At 73.6% G+C, this 14722-nt stretch carries 17 protein-coding genes and 1 riboswitch; of the genes, 8 read left to right on the forward strand and 9 right to left on the reverse strand.

All coding sequences use genetic code 11. From position 1 onward, the window contains the following. Nucleotides 1-168: 168 nt before the first annotated feature. The 6 genes from hisG to ACFWXO_RS02090 all read right to left on the reverse strand — a co-directional run bounded on the left by hisG (nucleotide 169) and on the right by ACFWXO_RS02090 (nucleotide 4653). The gene (gene hisG / locus ACFWXO_RS02065; RefSeq protein ID WP_375883914.1) at nucleotides 169-1017 is read right to left on the reverse strand and encodes an ATP phosphoribosyltransferase; all 849 of its coding nucleotides are present in this window, start codon (nucleotides 1015-1017) and stop codon (nucleotides 169-171) included. A 50-nt stretch (nucleotides 1018-1067) separates the two neighbouring features. After that, on the reverse strand, nucleotides 1068-1340 hold the full coding sequence (locus ACFWXO_RS02070; protein WP_363567577.1) for a phosphoribosyl-ATP diphosphatase: 273 nt from the start codon (nucleotides 1338-1340) through the stop codon (nucleotides 1068-1070). A gap of 102 nt (nucleotides 1341-1442) precedes the next feature. Continuing rightward, nucleotides 1443-1916, reverse strand: coding sequence for a 6,7-dimethyl-8-ribityllumazine synthase (ribH, locus tag ACFWXO_RS02075; protein ID WP_375883911.1), 474 nt, complete (start codon nucleotides 1914-1916; stop codon nucleotides 1443-1445). 39 nt (nucleotides 1917-1955) lie between these two features. Further along, entirely contained in the window at nucleotides 1956-3263 is a 1308-nt protein-coding gene (locus ACFWXO_RS02080) for a bifunctional 3,4-dihydroxy-2-butanone-4-phosphate synthase/GTP cyclohydrolase II (RefSeq protein ID WP_380521397.1), read from the reverse strand. Beyond that, on the reverse strand, nucleotides 3260-3907 hold the full coding sequence (locus ACFWXO_RS02085; protein ID WP_375883906.1) for a nicotinamide riboside transporter PnuC: 648 nt from the start codon (nucleotides 3905-3907) through the stop codon (nucleotides 3260-3262). Before ACFWXO_RS02085 ends, ACFWXO_RS02080 begins: the two co-directional genes overlap by 4 nt. Then, the gene (locus ACFWXO_RS02090; protein WP_380521400.1) at nucleotides 3904-4653 is read right to left on the reverse strand and encodes a riboflavin synthase; all 750 of its coding nucleotides are present in this window, start codon (nucleotides 4651-4653) and stop codon (nucleotides 3904-3906) included. The genes ACFWXO_RS02085 and ACFWXO_RS02090 overlap by 4 nt, the downstream gene beginning before the upstream one ends. A 219-nt stretch (nucleotides 4654-4872) precedes the next feature. Next, a riboswitch (FMN riboswitch) is annotated at nucleotides 4873-5000 on the reverse strand. A gap of 281 nt (nucleotides 5001-5281) precedes the next feature. Between ACFWXO_RS02090 and ACFWXO_RS02095 the strand changes: the two genes are divergently transcribed. Further along, a complete protein-coding gene (locus ACFWXO_RS02095; protein WP_380521402.1) occupies nucleotides 5282-5527 on the forward strand; it encodes an SCO4226 family nickel-binding protein in 246 nt (81 codons plus the stop codon). 57 nt (nucleotides 5528-5584) lie between these two features. Here ACFWXO_RS02095 and ACFWXO_RS02100 read toward each other — a convergent pair whose 3' ends face one another. Then, on the reverse strand, nucleotides 5585-5899 hold the full coding sequence (locus ACFWXO_RS02100) for an antibiotic biosynthesis monooxygenase family protein (RefSeq protein ID WP_375883900.1): 315 nt from the start codon (nucleotides 5897-5899) through the stop codon (nucleotides 5585-5587). A 144-nt stretch (nucleotides 5900-6043) separates the two neighbouring features. Between ACFWXO_RS02100 and ACFWXO_RS02105 the strand changes: the two genes are divergently transcribed. Next, nucleotides 6044-6739, forward strand: coding sequence for an MSMEG_1061 family FMN-dependent PPOX-type flavoprotein (locus ACFWXO_RS02105; RefSeq protein WP_380521405.1), 696 nt, complete (start codon nucleotides 6044-6046; stop codon nucleotides 6737-6739). Nucleotides 6740-6885: 146 nt separating this feature from the next. Here the strand turns inward: ACFWXO_RS02105 and ACFWXO_RS02110 are convergent, their stop codons facing one another. Then, complete coding sequence (locus tag ACFWXO_RS02110) at nucleotides 6886-7074, reverse strand: YegP family protein (RefSeq protein ID WP_375883894.1); 189 nt, start codon at nucleotides 7072-7074, stop codon at nucleotides 6886-6888. Between the two features lie 177 nt (nucleotides 7075-7251). Between ACFWXO_RS02110 and ACFWXO_RS02115 the strand changes: the two genes are divergently transcribed. The 5 genes from ACFWXO_RS02115 (at nucleotide 7252) to ACFWXO_RS02135 (ending at nucleotide 12462) form a co-directional block, all read left to right on the forward strand. Then, a complete protein-coding gene (locus tag ACFWXO_RS02115; RefSeq protein WP_380521409.1) occupies nucleotides 7252-7668 on the forward strand; it encodes an HIT family protein in 417 nt (138 codons plus the stop codon). Between the two features lie 270 nt (nucleotides 7669-7938). Next, a complete protein-coding gene (locus tag ACFWXO_RS02120) occupies nucleotides 7939-8847 on the forward strand; it encodes a glycoside hydrolase family 19 protein (protein WP_375883890.1) in 909 nt (302 codons plus the stop codon). Nucleotides 8848-8925: 78 nt separating this feature from the next. Then, a complete protein-coding gene (locus ACFWXO_RS02125; RefSeq protein WP_380521412.1) occupies nucleotides 8926-9981 on the forward strand; it encodes a serine hydrolase domain-containing protein in 1056 nt (351 codons plus the stop codon). Nucleotides 9982-10258: 277 nt separating this feature from the next. Beyond that, nucleotides 10259-11089, forward strand: a complete 831-nt coding sequence (locus tag ACFWXO_RS02130; RefSeq protein ID WP_380521414.1) for a hypothetical protein — start codon at nucleotides 10259-10261, stop codon at nucleotides 11087-11089. A gap of 170 nt (nucleotides 11090-11259) precedes the next feature. Then, complete coding sequence (locus ACFWXO_RS02135; protein ID WP_380521416.1) at nucleotides 11260-12462, forward strand: alpha/beta hydrolase family protein; 1203 nt, start codon at nucleotides 11260-11262, stop codon at nucleotides 12460-12462. A gap of 84 nt (nucleotides 12463-12546) precedes the next feature. Here the strand turns inward: ACFWXO_RS02135 and ACFWXO_RS02140 are convergent, their stop codons facing one another. Beyond that, nucleotides 12547-13095: a winged helix-turn-helix transcriptional regulator gene (locus ACFWXO_RS02140; protein ID WP_380521418.1), complete on the reverse strand. Its 549-nt coding sequence runs from the start codon at nucleotides 13093-13095 to the stop codon at nucleotides 12547-12549. A 120-nt stretch (nucleotides 13096-13215) separates the two neighbouring features. Here ACFWXO_RS02140 and ACFWXO_RS02145 point away from each other — a divergent pair, with 120 nt between their 5' ends. Continuing rightward, complete coding sequence (locus tag ACFWXO_RS02145) at nucleotides 13216-14685, forward strand: MFS transporter (protein ID WP_380521420.1); 1470 nt, start codon at nucleotides 13216-13218, stop codon at nucleotides 14683-14685. Nucleotides 14686-14722 lie beyond the last annotated feature (37 nt).

The following is a 14722-nucleotide window of genomic DNA, read 5'->3' on the forward strand; positions in this document are numbered from 1 at the left end:
GGGGGGGTGGGGGGGGGGGGGGGGTGGGGGGGGGGGGGGGGGGGGTGGGGGGGGGTGTGTGGGGGGGGGGGGGGGGGGGGCCGGGGGGGGGGGGGGGGGGGGGGGGGCCCCCGCGCCGGCCCCCCCGCCCCTATTGAACCGTTCTTTACTCTCTGGCGTGCAAGCAGGTCAGAGGCGGCAGGCGTGGATGTTGGTGACCAGGATCGCCCGGGCGCCGATGCCCCACAGGTCGTCCATGATCTGCTGGGCCTCCTTGCGGAGCACCATCGACCGGACGGCCACCCAGCCCTCGGTGTGCAGCGGGGAGACGGTCGGCGACTCCAGACCGGGGGTGAGCGCCACGGCGGCGCCGACCTTCTCGGCCCGGATGTCGTAGTCCATCAGCACGTAGCGGCGGGCCACCAGCACGCCCTGGAGACGGCGCAGGAACTGCTCCACCCGGGCGTCCTCGCCCGCGCCCTTGGGGCGGATCACCACGGAGTCCGAGATCAGGATCGGCTCGCCGAAGACCTCCAGGCCGGCGTTGCGCAGGCTGGTCCCGGTCTCCACCACGTCGGCGATCACGTCGGCGACGCCCAGCTGCACGGCGGTCTCGACCGCGCCGTCCAGCTTGGTGACCGTCGCCGTCACGCCGTGGTCCGCCAGGTGCTGCTCGACCAGGCCGGTGTAGGAGGTCGCGATCCGCAGCCCCTCCAGGCCCTGCACGTCCTTGACGTCCACGCCCTCGGGGCGGGCGAAGCGGAAGGTCGACCCGGCGAAGCCGAGGGCGAGCACCTCCTCCGCGTTGGAGTGCGAGTCCAGCAGCAGGTCGCGGCCGGTGATGCCGACGTCGAGGCGGCCGGAGCCGACGTACACGGCGATGTCGCGCGGGCGGAGGAAGAAGAACTCGACCTCGTTGGCCGGGTCGACGAGGACGAGCTCCTTCGGGTCCTTCCGCTGGCGGTAGCCGGCCTCATGGAGCATCTCCGCCGCGGGACCCGAGAGCGAACCCTTGTTGGGGACGGCGATGCGCAGCATGGGAAGTCGGTTCCTTACCTGTTCGGTGGAGGGGTGCTGTCGGGAGCGGTTCAGAGGTACTTGTACACGTCGTCGAGCGTCAGCCCGCGGGCGATCATCATCACCTGAAGGTGGTAGAGGAGTTGCGAGATCTCCTCCGCCGTCTGCTCGTCCGACTGGAACTCGGCGGCCATCCAGACCTCGGCGGCCTCCTCGACGACCTTCTTGCCGATCGCATGGACGCCCTGCTGGACGAGCTGCGCGGTACGGGAGGACGAGGGGTCGCCGGTGGCGGCCTTCTGCTGGAGCTCGGAGAAGAGCTCCTCGAATGTCTTCGAAGCCATGATGGGACTCACCATACGGCGTGCGGGGTGGCGGACGGTAAACGGTCCCGGAGCGTGGACAGTCCTGTGGACGTCCACGCTCCGGGACCGGACGGCCTGCCGTCAGCGGGCGTCGCGCAGGGCGACGGCGGTGGCGACGGCGGCGGTGACGGCCTCGTGGCCCTTGTCCTCGGCGGAGCCCGGCAGACCGGCCCGGTCCAGCGCCTGCTCCTCGTTGTCGCAGGTCAGCACGCCGAAGCCGACCGGGACGCCGGTGTCCACGCTGACCTGGGTCAGGCCGACGGTGGCCGCCTGGCAGACGTAGTCGAAGTGCGGGGTGCCGCCGCGGATCACCACGCCGAGGGCGATCACGGCGTCGTAGCCGCGGTCGGCGAGGCGCTTGGCCGCGACCGGCAGCTCGAAGGTGCCCGGGACGCGCAGCACGGTCGGCTCGGCGACGCCCAGCTCCTTGAGCGCCCGGTGGGCGCCGTCCAGCAGGCCGTTCATCACCTTGTCGTGCCACTGGGCGGCGATGACCGCGACCTTGAGGTCGGCGGCGCCGTCGATGGTCAGCTCGGGGGCTCCGTGGCCGCTCATGTCTTCCTACTTCCTGTGGTCGGTGGGTGGTTCAGTGGTTCAGGAGCCGAGCCCGGGCAGGTCGTGGCCCATCCGGTCGCGCTTGGTACGCAGGTAGCGAAGGTTGTGCTCACCGGGCGCGATCTCGACCGCCTCGCGCCCCTTGACCTTGAGCCCGTGGTCGGTGAGCGCGGTCTGCTTCCGCGGGTTGTTGGTCATCAGGGTGAGCGAGCGGACCCCGAGGTCCACCAGCATCTGCGCCGCGATGCTGTAGTCGCGGGCGTCCGCGGGCAGCCCCAGGTCCAGGTTGGCGTCGACGGTGTCGCGCCCCTGCTCCTGCAGCTCGTACGCGCGCAGCTTGTGGGCCAGGCCGATCCCCCGGCCCTCGTGGCCGCGCAGGTAGAGCACCACGCCGCGGCCGGACTCGGCGACCCGCCGGAGCGAGGCCTCCAGCTGCGGACCGCAGTCGCAGCGCAGCGAGCCGAGGACGTCGCCGGTCAGGCACTCGGAGTGCACCCGCACCAGCACGTCCTCACCGTCCGGCAGTCGGCCGTCCTCGCCGAGGCCGCCGGCCACCAGCGCGATGTGCTCGACGCCGTCGAGGGTGCCCCGGTAGCCGACCGCGGTGAACTCGCCGTGCACGGTGGGCAGGGCGGTGGTCGCGGCCCGGTCGACGTGCAGCTCGGTGCGGCGGCGGTAGGCGATCAGGTCCTCGATGGAGATGATCGCCAGGCCGTGCTCGCGGGCGAAGGCGACCAGCTCGGGCAGCCGGGCCATGGTGCCGTCGTCGTTGACCACCTCGACGCACACGCCGGCCGGCGGCAGCCCGGCGAGCCGGGCCAGGTCGACGGTGGCCTCGGTGTGCCCGGGGCGGACCAGCACGCCGCCGTCGACGGCGCGCAGCGGGAAGACGTGGCCCGGGCGGGTCAGGTCCCCCGGCTCGGTGCCGGGCGAGGCCAGCAGGCGGACGGTGCGGGCGCGGTCGGCGGCGGAGATGCCGGTGTCCACGCCCTCGCGGGCGTCCACCGAGACGGTGTAGGCGGTGCCCTTGCGGTCCTCGTTGACCTGGGTCATCGGCGGGAGCTTGAGGCGGTCCAGCTCCTCACCGGTCATCGGGGTGCAGATCACGCCGGAGCTGTAGCGGATGGTGAAGGCCATCAGCTCGGGGGTCGCGGCGGAGGCGGCGAAGATGAAGTCGCCCTCGTTCTCGCGGTCCTCGTCGTCGACCACGATCACCGCGCGGCCGGCCGCGATGTCGGCGATCGCCCGCTCGACCGGGTCGAGGACGAACTCCTCGGCGCCGCTGCCGCCGTCGATGCCGGGTCGGGTGCCGGGCTCGTCGCCGGGCCGGATCTGGTTCTCGGTCATGCCGTGACTCCCTGCGGGACGTTGGCGGAGGTGGCTCGCGGCTCACGGGTGCTCAGCCACCAGGACCGCAGGCCGAGCAGCACCAGGACGAAGTAGACGGAGTAGGTGAGGCCCGAGAAGGTGTAACCGCTGTTGAAGGCGAACGGGACGCCGACCGCGTCGACCGCGATCCAGGCGAACCAGAACTCCAGCCAGCCGCGTGCCTGGGCCACCATCGCGGCGAGCGTGCCGACGAAGATGTAGGCGTCCGACCAGGGGCTCCAGGACAGTTCGGGGTAGGCCGTGAACAGCAGCGCCAGGGCGACCGTGCCGACCGCGGTGCCGGCCACCAGGGCGGCCCGCTCGGGCCAACTGGCGAACCGCACCGAGATGGTGCCGGTGTCACGGCGCCCGCGCCGCCACTGCGCCCAACCCCAGGCGGCGGTGACGATGACGATCAGCTGCTTGCCGATCAGACCGGGGACGTGGCCCCCGAGGTAGGCGGCGATCAGCACGACGCCGGACAGGAGTTGGACCGGCCAGCTCCACACCGAACGGCGCCAGCCGAGCGCCAGGCCGCCGAAGCCGAACAGGTTGCCGATCATGTCGGCCCACTTCACGTGTTCACCGAGGACGGTGAACGCCTCTCCGCTGAGCCAGCTCATTCCTTGTCCCCCGTGCTGTGCGTGATGTGTGCGGTGTCCGCGGTGTGTGCGATGTCCGCGGTGCCTGCGGTGTGCGTGGCCGGTGCGGCCGGTGCGGTGTGCGGCAGGTTCGGGAGGGTGCGCGATTCGAGCAGCCGCTCCACGTACTTGGCGAGCACGTCCACTTCGAGGTTGACGCTCTCGCCGAGGGTCTTGGCGCCGAGCGTGGTCAGTGCGAGGGTGGCCGGGATGAGGCTGACGGTGAAGCTGTCGCGGGCCGCCTCCACCACGGTGAGGCTGACGCCGTCGACCGTGATCGAGCCCTTCTCCACCAGATAGCGGGAGATGGACTCCGGCAGCGAGAAGCGCAGCACCTCCCAGCGCAGGTTGCCGGCCGCGTCGCGCTCGCCGGGCTCGCGGCTCAACAGCCGCCCGGTGGCGTCGACATGGCCCTGGACCAGGTGCCCGCCGAGCCTGGCGCCGAGCGCCATCGCGCGCTCCAGGTTGACCGGGGAGCCGGGCTTCAACTCGCCCAGGCTGGAACGGTGCAGCGTCTCGGCCATCACGTCGGCGCTGAACTCGCCCGTCTCGGCAACCAGTTCCTCGGCACTGTCGACCACGGTCAGACAGACGCCGTTGACCGCGATGGAGTCGCCGTGACGCGCACCGACACGAACCACCGGGCCACGGAGGCGGATTCGCGAGGAGTCGCCGATCTCCTCGATCGACACGACCTCGCCGAGCTCTTCGATGATGCCGGTGAACACCCGGGTCTCCTCGCGCTTGGGGCGCGGACTCCGGGGCGGCAGAGGGAGATGACAAACGGACGGGCACCGGTGCACGGGGCTGCCGACACGACCCGTCGCCGGGATGCCGGAACCGCCGGGAGATCGCTCGCCCGACCCGGGAGACACCTCTCCCGCCGTTCACCTGACCGTGGTCCGGTCCGGTTCGTGATGGACCACGGGTACTGCTCTTCGTCCGTCCGCGCACGCCTCCCATCCGGACTTTAACCGTCGGTCCAGGAATTTCACCTGGTCAACCGGCCGCTGGCTGCGGACGGGTCGCGGACTGTAACCGCCGGTTCGGATTTTCACCGACCCCGGAGTGCGCTGAACGTCACTGCTGATGACGTCATTGTGCCACGCGGGGTGCGAGCCGAGGGAGAGGGTTCCGCTGTGGCCTGTTTCACGGCCTCGCGGGGAATGCGCGGTGGGTCCGGTACGGCGCCGGTGGCGCCGCCGTGCGCGCAGGGTGACCCTGGTGGTGGGGCCGGAAGGCCGGCGGGGTCTGCGGAGTTCGCGGGATCCGCGCAGTTCGCAGGGCTCGCAGTGTTCGGAAGGTTCTGAAAGTTCGCGGAGTTCGCGGGGTTCGCAAGGTACGGAGGCGAGCACGATGAAGTTCATGGACGTCCACCACGGGATGGTCGGCATCACGCCGGAGCAGCTCAGGGCGGCCCACACGGCCGACCTGGCGGTCGAGGGCGAGGAGGGCGTGCACTTCGAGCAGGCCTGGGCGGACCCCGAGTCCGGCACGGTGTACTGCCTGTCCGAGGCGCCGTCCAGGGAGGCGGTGCGGCGGGTCCACGAACGGACCGGGCACCCGGCGGCCGAGATCCACTCGGTGCCGTTCTCGGTGTGACCGTCCGGTATGACCGTCTCGGTGTGAGCGTTCCGGGGCCTTCGGCCCCGGCCGGGCTCAGAGCGTGGCGGGTGCGGCGATCGGCGTGAAGTGGGTGACCTCCGGGGGGTGCACGAGGTAGTGCAACTCGCCCTCCGACCAGACCGGCCGGATCCGCCACATCGGCCCGGCGTACCCCCGCAGGGCCTCCTCGTCGCGCCAGCGGCTGACCACGAGCACCCGGTGCCCGTCCTCGGTCACCGAGCGCAACAGCTCACCGCCGAGGCACCCGTCCGTCCGCCCCAACTGCGGGATCACCTGGCCGACCAGGTGCGCGCAGAACTCCTCGATGCGATCGGCCGTGACCTGCCCGGCCCAAATTCTGATGATCACGGCCACCACCTCCGGCTGACTGGAGTCCCTGGCCCCATTATCAGCGGAAAACCGCTGGTGGGGAGGGGTGGAGCGACTCTTTCACGGAGAGTTGAGGAAGCCGGGAGACGGGGCGCGGGAAGAGCCCTCCGTTAGATTCCCGGTATGACCCTCACACCGGAAGCTCCCGCACCGTCAACCCCCGCTCCGGACGCGCCGAACAGCCTGTTCGCCGCCCTCAGCGCGCGTGCCCTCACCGAGCCGGCCCAGCTGCGTGAGGTCTACGAGCAGCCCGGCGACCACGCGCGCCGCAAGCAGGTGGACCACCTCCACGAGGTCGCCCAGCGCCTCATCGCCTGCGCCTCGCTGGTGTTCGTGGCCAGCTCCGACGCGGCCGGCCGCTGCGACGTCTCCCCGCGCGGCGGCCCGGCCGGGGTCGTCTCGGTGCTCGACGAGCACACCCTGGCCATTCCGGACGCCACCGGCAACAAGCGCCTGGACACCCTGCACAACATCCTGGAGAACGGCCGGGTCGGACTGCTCTTCGTCGTCCCGGGGCGGGACACCACGCTGCGGGTCAACGGGCGGGCCTGCATCTCCACCGACCCGGAGCTGCTGCGGCAGCTGACGGCCGTCGGCAAGCCCCCGCGCAGCGCGATCGTGGTGGCCGTGGAGGAGGTGTACGCGCACTGCCCGAAGTCGCTCATGCGCGGCTCGGCCTGGAAGCCGGAGAACTGGCTGGCGAAGGACGCCCAGCCGACGTCGGCGGAGGTCACGCTGTCGCACCTGAGGGACGACTCGCTGACCATCGACATGATCGAGCAGACGGAGCGGGAAGCGCTCCTTTACCGGTACGAGTAGGCGCGGCGCCGGTACGAGTGGCACGACGCCGGTGCGGGTGGGCGCGGGTACGAGTGGGCGCCGGTACGAGTGGGCGCGGGCGCCGGTGGGCCCCGCCACCGGTCCGGGTGGACCGGCCGCGGGGCCCTCGCTCGCCCCGGCCCGGGTCAGGCGGCCTTCGGGACGTCGACCACCGCCGCGCCGTCGGCGGCCCGTTGGACGGCCTCGACGCCCTTGTGGGCGGCGTCCTTGCTGACGTAGCCCTGGCCGGTCGCGACGATCTCGCCGTTGCCCGCCTTGAGCCGGAACCGGTACTTGCCGCCGGTGTCCTCGTAGACCTCGAACTTGCCCGACATCCGGGCCACCTCCTCGTGCGGCACGGGTGCGCCGCGTCGATCCGTCCCCCTCCCCCTCGCAGTACCGTGCGCCCGGTGCGGGCACGGGCGCACCCGGTCGGCCGCCGGACGGGTGACGCCGGGCCGACCCGGGTTTGCGGGGGTGCCGGGGAGGCCGCCGGTGGTTTGAATGGACGGATGGACTGCGTGTTCTGTGCGGTGGTGGCGGGCGAGGAACCGGCGCACCGGGTGCTGGACGACGCGGCGGCGGTGGCCTTCCTGGACCGCCGGCCGCTGTTCCCCGGTCACGTGCTGGTCGTGCCGCGCGCCCACCACCGGACCCTGGCGGACCTGCCGCCCGAGGAGGTCGGGCCGTTCTTCCTGCGGGTGCAGCGGGTGGCGGCGGCGGTGGAGCGGGGGCTGGGCGCGGCGGGCAGCTTCGTGGCGGCGAACAACCGGATCAGCCAGTCGGTGCCGCACCTGCACGTCCACGTGGTGCCGCGCAATCCCAAGGACGGGCTGCGCGGGTTCTTCTGGCCGCGGGGGAAGTACCCGGACGAGGCGGGGGCGGCGGAGGTGGCGGCGCGGCTGCGGGCGGCGCTGGAGGAGGGGTAGGGGCGGCGGGGGGGGTAGGGGCGGCGGGGGATTTCGGCGTTCGACCGGGCACTTCGACCGGGCTCTTCTGTCGGGCACTTCTGTCGGGCACTTCGGCCGGACCTCTTGACAGGTATAGACCACTCCGCTTGAGTCGGTGTCGGCCCCGTACCGGCCCGCACCCCGGTCGGCCGTCCCCCACGACGCGCCCCCGCACGGGCCACGGCTCCCCTGCCCCACCAGGTCCCGGTCCCGACGACGTGCGGCCCCCACCGCACAAGGGGTGATGACGTGTCAGTCAAACGCCTGCTCGCGCTGCTGTCCGCCGTGGTCACGGCGCTCGCGCTCGCGGTGCTCCTCCCGGCCTCCGCCAGCGCCGCCGCCTGCGGCACCGCGTGGAGCGCGACCGCCGTGTACACCGGCGGCGCCGCCGTCTCGTACAACAGCCACAACTGGACCGCCAAGTGGTGGACCCAGAACGAACCGCCGAGCACCGGGGGCTCCGGGGTCTGGTCCGACCAGGGCCCCTGCGGCGGCCCCACCGACCCCGGCCCGACCCCCACGCCGACCCCGAACCCGGGCGGATTCCCGGTCAGCCAGGCCCAGTTCGACCGGATGTTCCCGAACCGGAACCCCTTCTACACCTACCAGGGCCTGCTCGACGCCACCAGCGCCTACCCCGGCTTCGCGGCCACCGGCAGCGACACCGTACGGAACCAGGAGGCCGCGGCCTTCCTCGCCAACGTCAGCCACGAGACCGGCGGGCTGGTCTACGTGGTCGAGCAGGACACCTCCAACTACCCGCACTACTGCGACACTTCGCAGCCGTACGGGTGCCCGGCCGGGCAGTCCGCGTACTACGGGCGCGGACCGATCCAGCTCAGCTGGAACTTCAACTACAAGGCGGCGGGCGACGCTCTCGGCATCGACCTGCTGCACAACCCGGACCTGGTGCAGACCGACCCGGCGGTGGCCTGGAAGACCGGCCTCTGGTACTGGAACACCCAGAACGGTCCCGGCACCATGACCGCGCACGACGCGATGGTCAACGGGAAGGGCTTCGGTGAGACGATCCGCAGCATCAACGGCGCGCTGGAGTGCAACGGCAACAACACCGCGCAGATGCAGCACCGGATCAGCCTGTACCAGAGCTTCGTCCAGATCCTCGGCACCGTGCCCGGGGGCAACCTGAGCTGCTGACGGGCCCTGGGGCCGTCCTCGAACTCCCGTCGTCCGCCCGGAGGGCGGGAGCTCGAAGCCGGGCCCTAAGGTCGGGGCATGAACGAACTCGCGCGCCTCGTGCAGCAGACCTCCGACCGGGTGGCGGGGCGGTGCGTCGGTGTGGTGGTCGCCGGGGTGGCCGGTGGCGCCGTGGAGATCCGCGGTGCCGGGCGGACGGGTCCGGGGGGCGAAGTGCCCGGGGCCCGGACGTTGTTCGACGTCGGCTCCGTCACCAAGGTGTTCACCGCGCTCGCGCTCGCGCGGCTGGCGCTCGACGGCACGGTGCGCCTCGACGAGCCGCTCGCGGAGGTACTGCCCCGCTCTACGGCCGTCCCGTCCCGGGGCGGGGAGGCGATCACGCTCCGGCACCTCGCCACCCACACCTCAGGGCTCCCCCGGCTGCCCCGGGGCGTGCTGCTGCGCGCGCTGCTGCGGCCCGACCGGGCGGACCCGTACGCCCATTGCACCGCCGAGCGAATACTCTCCGGGCTCGGGCGGACCCGGTTGCGTTCCGCCCCCGGGCGCAACTTCCGCTACTCCAACCTCGGCGCCGGGCTGCTCGGGCTGGCCCTCGCCCACCGGGCCGGCACCACGTACGGGGAGCTGGTGGACCGCGAGGTCTGCGCACCGCTGGGGCTGACGGACACCTGCCTGCGGCCGGACGCCGACCAGTCCGCCCGGCTGGCGTCCGGCCACGCGCCGACCGGGCGCCCGGTGCCGTCCTGGGAGTTCGCGGCGCTCCCCGGCATGGGCGGGCTCCGCTCGACGGCGGCCGACCTCGCGGCGTTCCTGCGGGCGCAGTTGGCGGCCGAGGGCGAGCCGGACGCACCGCTGGCGCCGGCGATGCTGCTCGCCCGGGAGACCAGGCACCGGGTCAACCCGTCCGCCTGGACGCACCTCGGCTGGCTCGGCCACCGGCTGCACGCCCAGCAGGGCAGGCACCTGCAGTTGTGGCACAACGGGGGGACGGGTGGATCCGCCTCCTTCCTCGCGTTCGACCCGGAGCGGCAGGTGGGGGTGGTGGTGCTGGCCAACTCCCGGCGGTCGGTGGACGAGGCGGGCACGGCGCTGCTGCGGCGGCTGCAGGTGGGGCTCGGCACGGGCGGGCGCTGACGGGCGGGCTCGGCACGGGCGGGCGCTGACGGGCGGGGCCTCCCCCGCTGCCGCGACCGCCTCCTGCCGCCTCCTGCACCTCGCCTCCCCCGCCGACCGGCGCTTCGGTCGCCCCTGCCGAACGGCACCCCCTGCTGCCGGACACGCTCCGGCTGTTTCGGGCCAAAGGGTGTCGATTGGCACTGTTCCGGAGGGTGGTGGGCGATCGATCCTGGTGGTCCGACATCCGGGAGTCGTAGTTCCGGTTGGGGAGACCGTCGAGGGCGAGGAGGGCGAAGTGGCGATGCTGTGGTCGCCCGGGTGGGCGTGGCCGTTCGTGGAGAACGGACAGGGCCGTCGCAGGTCGGCCGGTCCGCTCGGGCCGGTGGTGCAGGTGCACCGGGCGTTCCGGCCGGTCCCGTGGCGGGCGCGGACATGGCTGGACACCGTGGCGGCGGTCCTGGCACTGGTGGTCTGCCTGGCGTTCGGCGAGTGGTGGCCGGCCCCCGTGGTGGCGGCCGCGGCGGTGCTGGCCGCGAACGGGTACGGCGCCCTACGGTCCGCGCCCGGGCTACGCGCCGTACGGGTCCATGAGGGCGGGCTGGCACTGGTCGGGGCGGGCGCCGGCGAGCGGCTGCTGCCGTGGGCGGGCATCGAAGCCGTCGAGCACTCCCCCGCCTCCGCCAGGTTCCCCGGCTTCCCCGGCGGGCGGCGGCGGGAGCCCGAGCGGATCCGAATATGGCCCGTCGGCGCGGCCGAGCCCCTGGTGCTGGCCCACCTGCACGGGCTGGAGGGCTTGGCGCGGGAGGCGGACGAGTTCCTGTCCCCGCACCTCCGGGCCGCACTGCACGAGGCGCTGCGCAGCGAGGGGAGCGTCCGGTTCGCCCGGGGGCGGCTGACGGTGACGGCCGGCGGGCTGGTGCACCGACCTCCGCACCCCCTGGTCGCGGCGGAGGCGTACCGGTGGGCGGAGGTGCACTCGGCCCGGGCGTCAGGCCTCGGCGAGCTGGAACTCCGGACACGGTCGGCGGGCCTGCCGCTCACCCTCCCGGTGCCCAACGCCCGTGCGGCGGCGGACTTCCTGGAGGCCGTCCGGGCCGGGGCCCGGGTCACCTTGGCGGACGCCTAGGTCTACCCTGGAGGCGGTCGGCTGGCGCAGACCGGCACCGGGCGGATCCGGCGGGCTCGTGCGGGCCCGACCGATCATCCCCTAGGGGCTACCGGGGATCCGTCCCGCAAGGGATCAGTACATCGCTGAGTGGACGTCAGTTCGCCTGCCCGCGACCTACCGTCGCTCGTATGAGCCGACACACGAGCCGACTTCGCACCACCGCCGCGGTCGCGGCCCTGCTGCTCGCGGTGCCCCTGTCCGTCGCAGCGGCGGCACCGGCCCTGGCCGCACCCGCCGCGCCGGTCGCCGCCACTGCTGGCACCGCCGGCACGGCGAGCGCCGTCCACCTCGAACTCCCGCGCCCGACCGGGCCGTTCGCGGTCGGGCAGGAGGTCCTGCACCTGGTCGACGAGAACCGCCCGGACCCATGGGTGCCCTCCGCCGGGCCGCGCCAACTGATGGTCACGATGTACTACCCCGCCCACGCCGGGACGGGCAGCCCGGCCCCGTACATGACCGCCGCGGCCGCCCGGCTGCTGCTGGACGCCAAGCTCCCGGGCAACACCGTCCCGGCCGAGGCGGTGGCCGACACCCGGACCTGGTCCAGGACGGACGCCCGCCCGCAGGGCGGCCACTACCCGCTGGTGGTCCTCTCCCCCGGCTTCACCATGCCGCGCGCCTCGCTCAGCAGCCTCGCCGAGGACCTGGGCAGCCGCGGCTACGTGGTGGCCCTGGTCGACCACACCTACGAGAACACCGGCACCACCTTCCCGGACGGGCAGACGCTGCCCTGCGTGGAGTGCGGCCGGCTCACCACCCCCGAGGCCTGGAAGGGCCTGGACGAGAGCCGGGCGAAGGACGCCTCCTTCGTCATCGACCAGCTGACCGCCCGCCCCCACCCGGCCTGGCGCTACGCCCGCATGATCGACCGCGACCGGATCGGCATGGCCGGGCACTCCGCCGGTGGCGCGGCCAGCGTCCCGGCGCTGGTGACCGACGACCGGATCCGGGCGGGGGTGGATCTGGACGGCAGCATGGACTACGAGGTGCCCGAGTCCGGAATCGGCGGCAAGCCCTACCTGATGATCGGCCACCCGCTGCCCGACGGTGCCGAGGACACCAGCTGGACCGACAGCTGGCCCCGGCTCGACGGCTGGAAGCGGTGGCTGACCGTCGACGGCACCGACCACGGCAGCTTCACCGACTACCCGCTCTTCCTCAAGGCGCTCGGCGCGCCCCAGCCTCCGGGGACCGCCATCACGGGGCAGCGCGCCGTCGAGCTCACCCGCCGGTACGTCGGGGCGTTCTTCGACCTCCAGTTGAAGGGCATCGACCAGCCGCTGCTCGACGGACCGACCGCCGCCGACCCGGAGATCCGCTTCCACTCCTGACCGGGCGCACCCGAGGGGCCGTCGGCACGCTGCCGGCGGCCCCTTCGGCTCTGTGCCCACCGCCCGGGGGCCCGGGGGGCTCCGCTACGCGGCGGAGGCGGCGGCTGCCGAGGCGATCGGTTCGAGCAGCGGGTGCGGGCGGACCAGGGCGCGGGAGACCGCGTCCGCGCGGTGGCCGTCGGCCTGGGCCGGGTTGGGGCGCATGGTGACCTCGGCCGGGGGGACGGGCCCGCAGCCGCAGCCGGGGCAGGCGCCGATGAGGTCGAGGTCGGTGCCGCAGGCGCGGTGCGCGAACAGGTGGTGCGGGCCGCCCGGGGTCGCGTGCCGGCCGCCCCAGCGGCTCAACTGGTAGAGCGGGCCCCAGAGTTCGAGGCCGGTCTCGGTGAGCAGGTAGCCGTGGCGCAGCGGCGCCTGCTGGTACGGCTCCTTGCGCAGCACCCCCGCCGCGACCAGGGCGTTGAGTCGCGCGGTGAGGACGGCTCGCGGGATGCCCAGGTGGACGAGGAAGTCGTTGAAGCGCTGCACGCCGTAGAACGCGTCGCGGACGATCAACAGGCTCCAGCGCTCGCCGACCACCTCCAGGGCGCGGGCCAGTGCGCAGTCCTGCAGTTCGTAGTCCGTTCCCAGCGCCATGCGGGCCAGCGTAGTCCACGGCCGATGTGGGTTCAATGAACAGACTTTCGGTGGTAGCGTCCCACTCAAGACGAAGGTTCATTCACCAGACCCATTGGCCGCCCTCCGGAGGGAACACCCATGTCCCCCGCACCGCCTGCCCCTTCCACACTGCCCGGCCCGCTCGTCCGGCCCCGCTGGCCCGTCCGGCCGGTCCGGCCCGGTGCCACCCTGGCCGTCACGGCGGCCGCCACCGCCCTGGTCACCGTCGCGTACACCGCCCCCACCGCCTCGCTCGCGGCCACCGCCCAGGCCGCCCACCTCGACGCCACCGGCCGCACCTGGATCCTCACCGGCACCCTCGTCGGCATCTCGGCCCTCCTGCTCACGGCCGGCAGCGCCGCCGACGACCACGGCCGCAAACGGGTCTTCACCTCCGGCGTCCTGCTGTTCGCCGCCGCCGAGGCCCTGGCCGCGCTCGCCCCCGACGGCACCGTCTACCTGGCCGCCCGGATCCTGCTCGGCGCCGCCTCCGCCGCCGTCCTCGCGCCCGCACTCGGCCTGATCAGCCATGCCCACCCGGCCGGGCCGCAACGGATCCGGGCGCTCGGCGTCTGGGGCGCGGCCGTCGGCCTCGGCATCGCGGTCGGACCGGTCTACGGCGCGCTCGTCCAGCAATGGGCGGGCTGGCGGGCGGTCGGCGGCGGACTCGCCGTCGTCTCGGCCGTCGTCGCCGCCTGCGCCGCCGTCCTCCTCACCGAGTCCCGGGCCGAACGGCCCCGCGCCCTGGACCCGTACGGCGTGCTCACCCTCGCCACCGGAACCACCCTGCTCATCGCCGGGCTCGCGGAGGGCCGCGACGGCTGGGGGCGGGCCCCGGTGGTGGCACTGCTGGTCGGCGGGGTGCTGCTGCTCGCCGCCTTCGCGGTGGTCGAGACGAAGGTCCGCGAGCCGATGCTCGACCCGGCCCTGTTCCGCAGCCCCGGCTTCCTCGCCGCAACCGGCGGCGCCCTGTTCACCGGGCTCTCCCTGGTCGGCTTCATGAGCTACCTGCCCACCCTGCTCCAGGGCGTGCTCGGCCTCTCCGGCCTGGCCGCGGGCGGCGTACTCGCCCTGTGGTCCGGCCTGTCCGTGGTCGCCGCCCTCCAGGCCCGCCGCCTGGCCGCCCACCTGTCGGCCACCACCCAGGTCGCCCTCGGTCTGCTCGTCTGCGGGCTCGGCGAGGCAGGACTGTACGGCCTCGGGCCCGACTCCTCCTGGCTCCGGCTGGCCCCCGGCCTGGCCGTGGCCGGTCTCGGCAGCGGCGTCCTCAACGCGGCCCTCGCCCGGCTGGCGGTCAGCAGCGTCCCCGCCCACCGCGCAGCCATGGGCTCGGGCGCCAACAACACCTCCCGCTACCTCGGCTCCGCCCTCGGCGTCGCCGCGACGGTCGCCGTCACCTCCTCCGCCCACCCCCACACCCCCGGCCCCGAGGCCGCCGCCCAGGCCCTCGCCACCGGCACCGACCGCGCGGTCCTGCTCGCCGCCACCCTCTGCCTCCTCGGCGCAACCCTCGCCCTCGCCGCCCGCCACGCCGAACGCCGCACCCAGGCCGGAGCCCAGACCCCATGACCGGGCGTGGCCCACAGAGAGTCGACCTCGCCGACTT

It is taken from the genome of Kitasatospora sp. NPDC059088, assembly GCF_042738155.1.
Taxonomy (GTDB): Bacteria; Actinomycetota; Actinomycetes; order Streptomycetales; family Streptomycetaceae; genus Kitasatospora.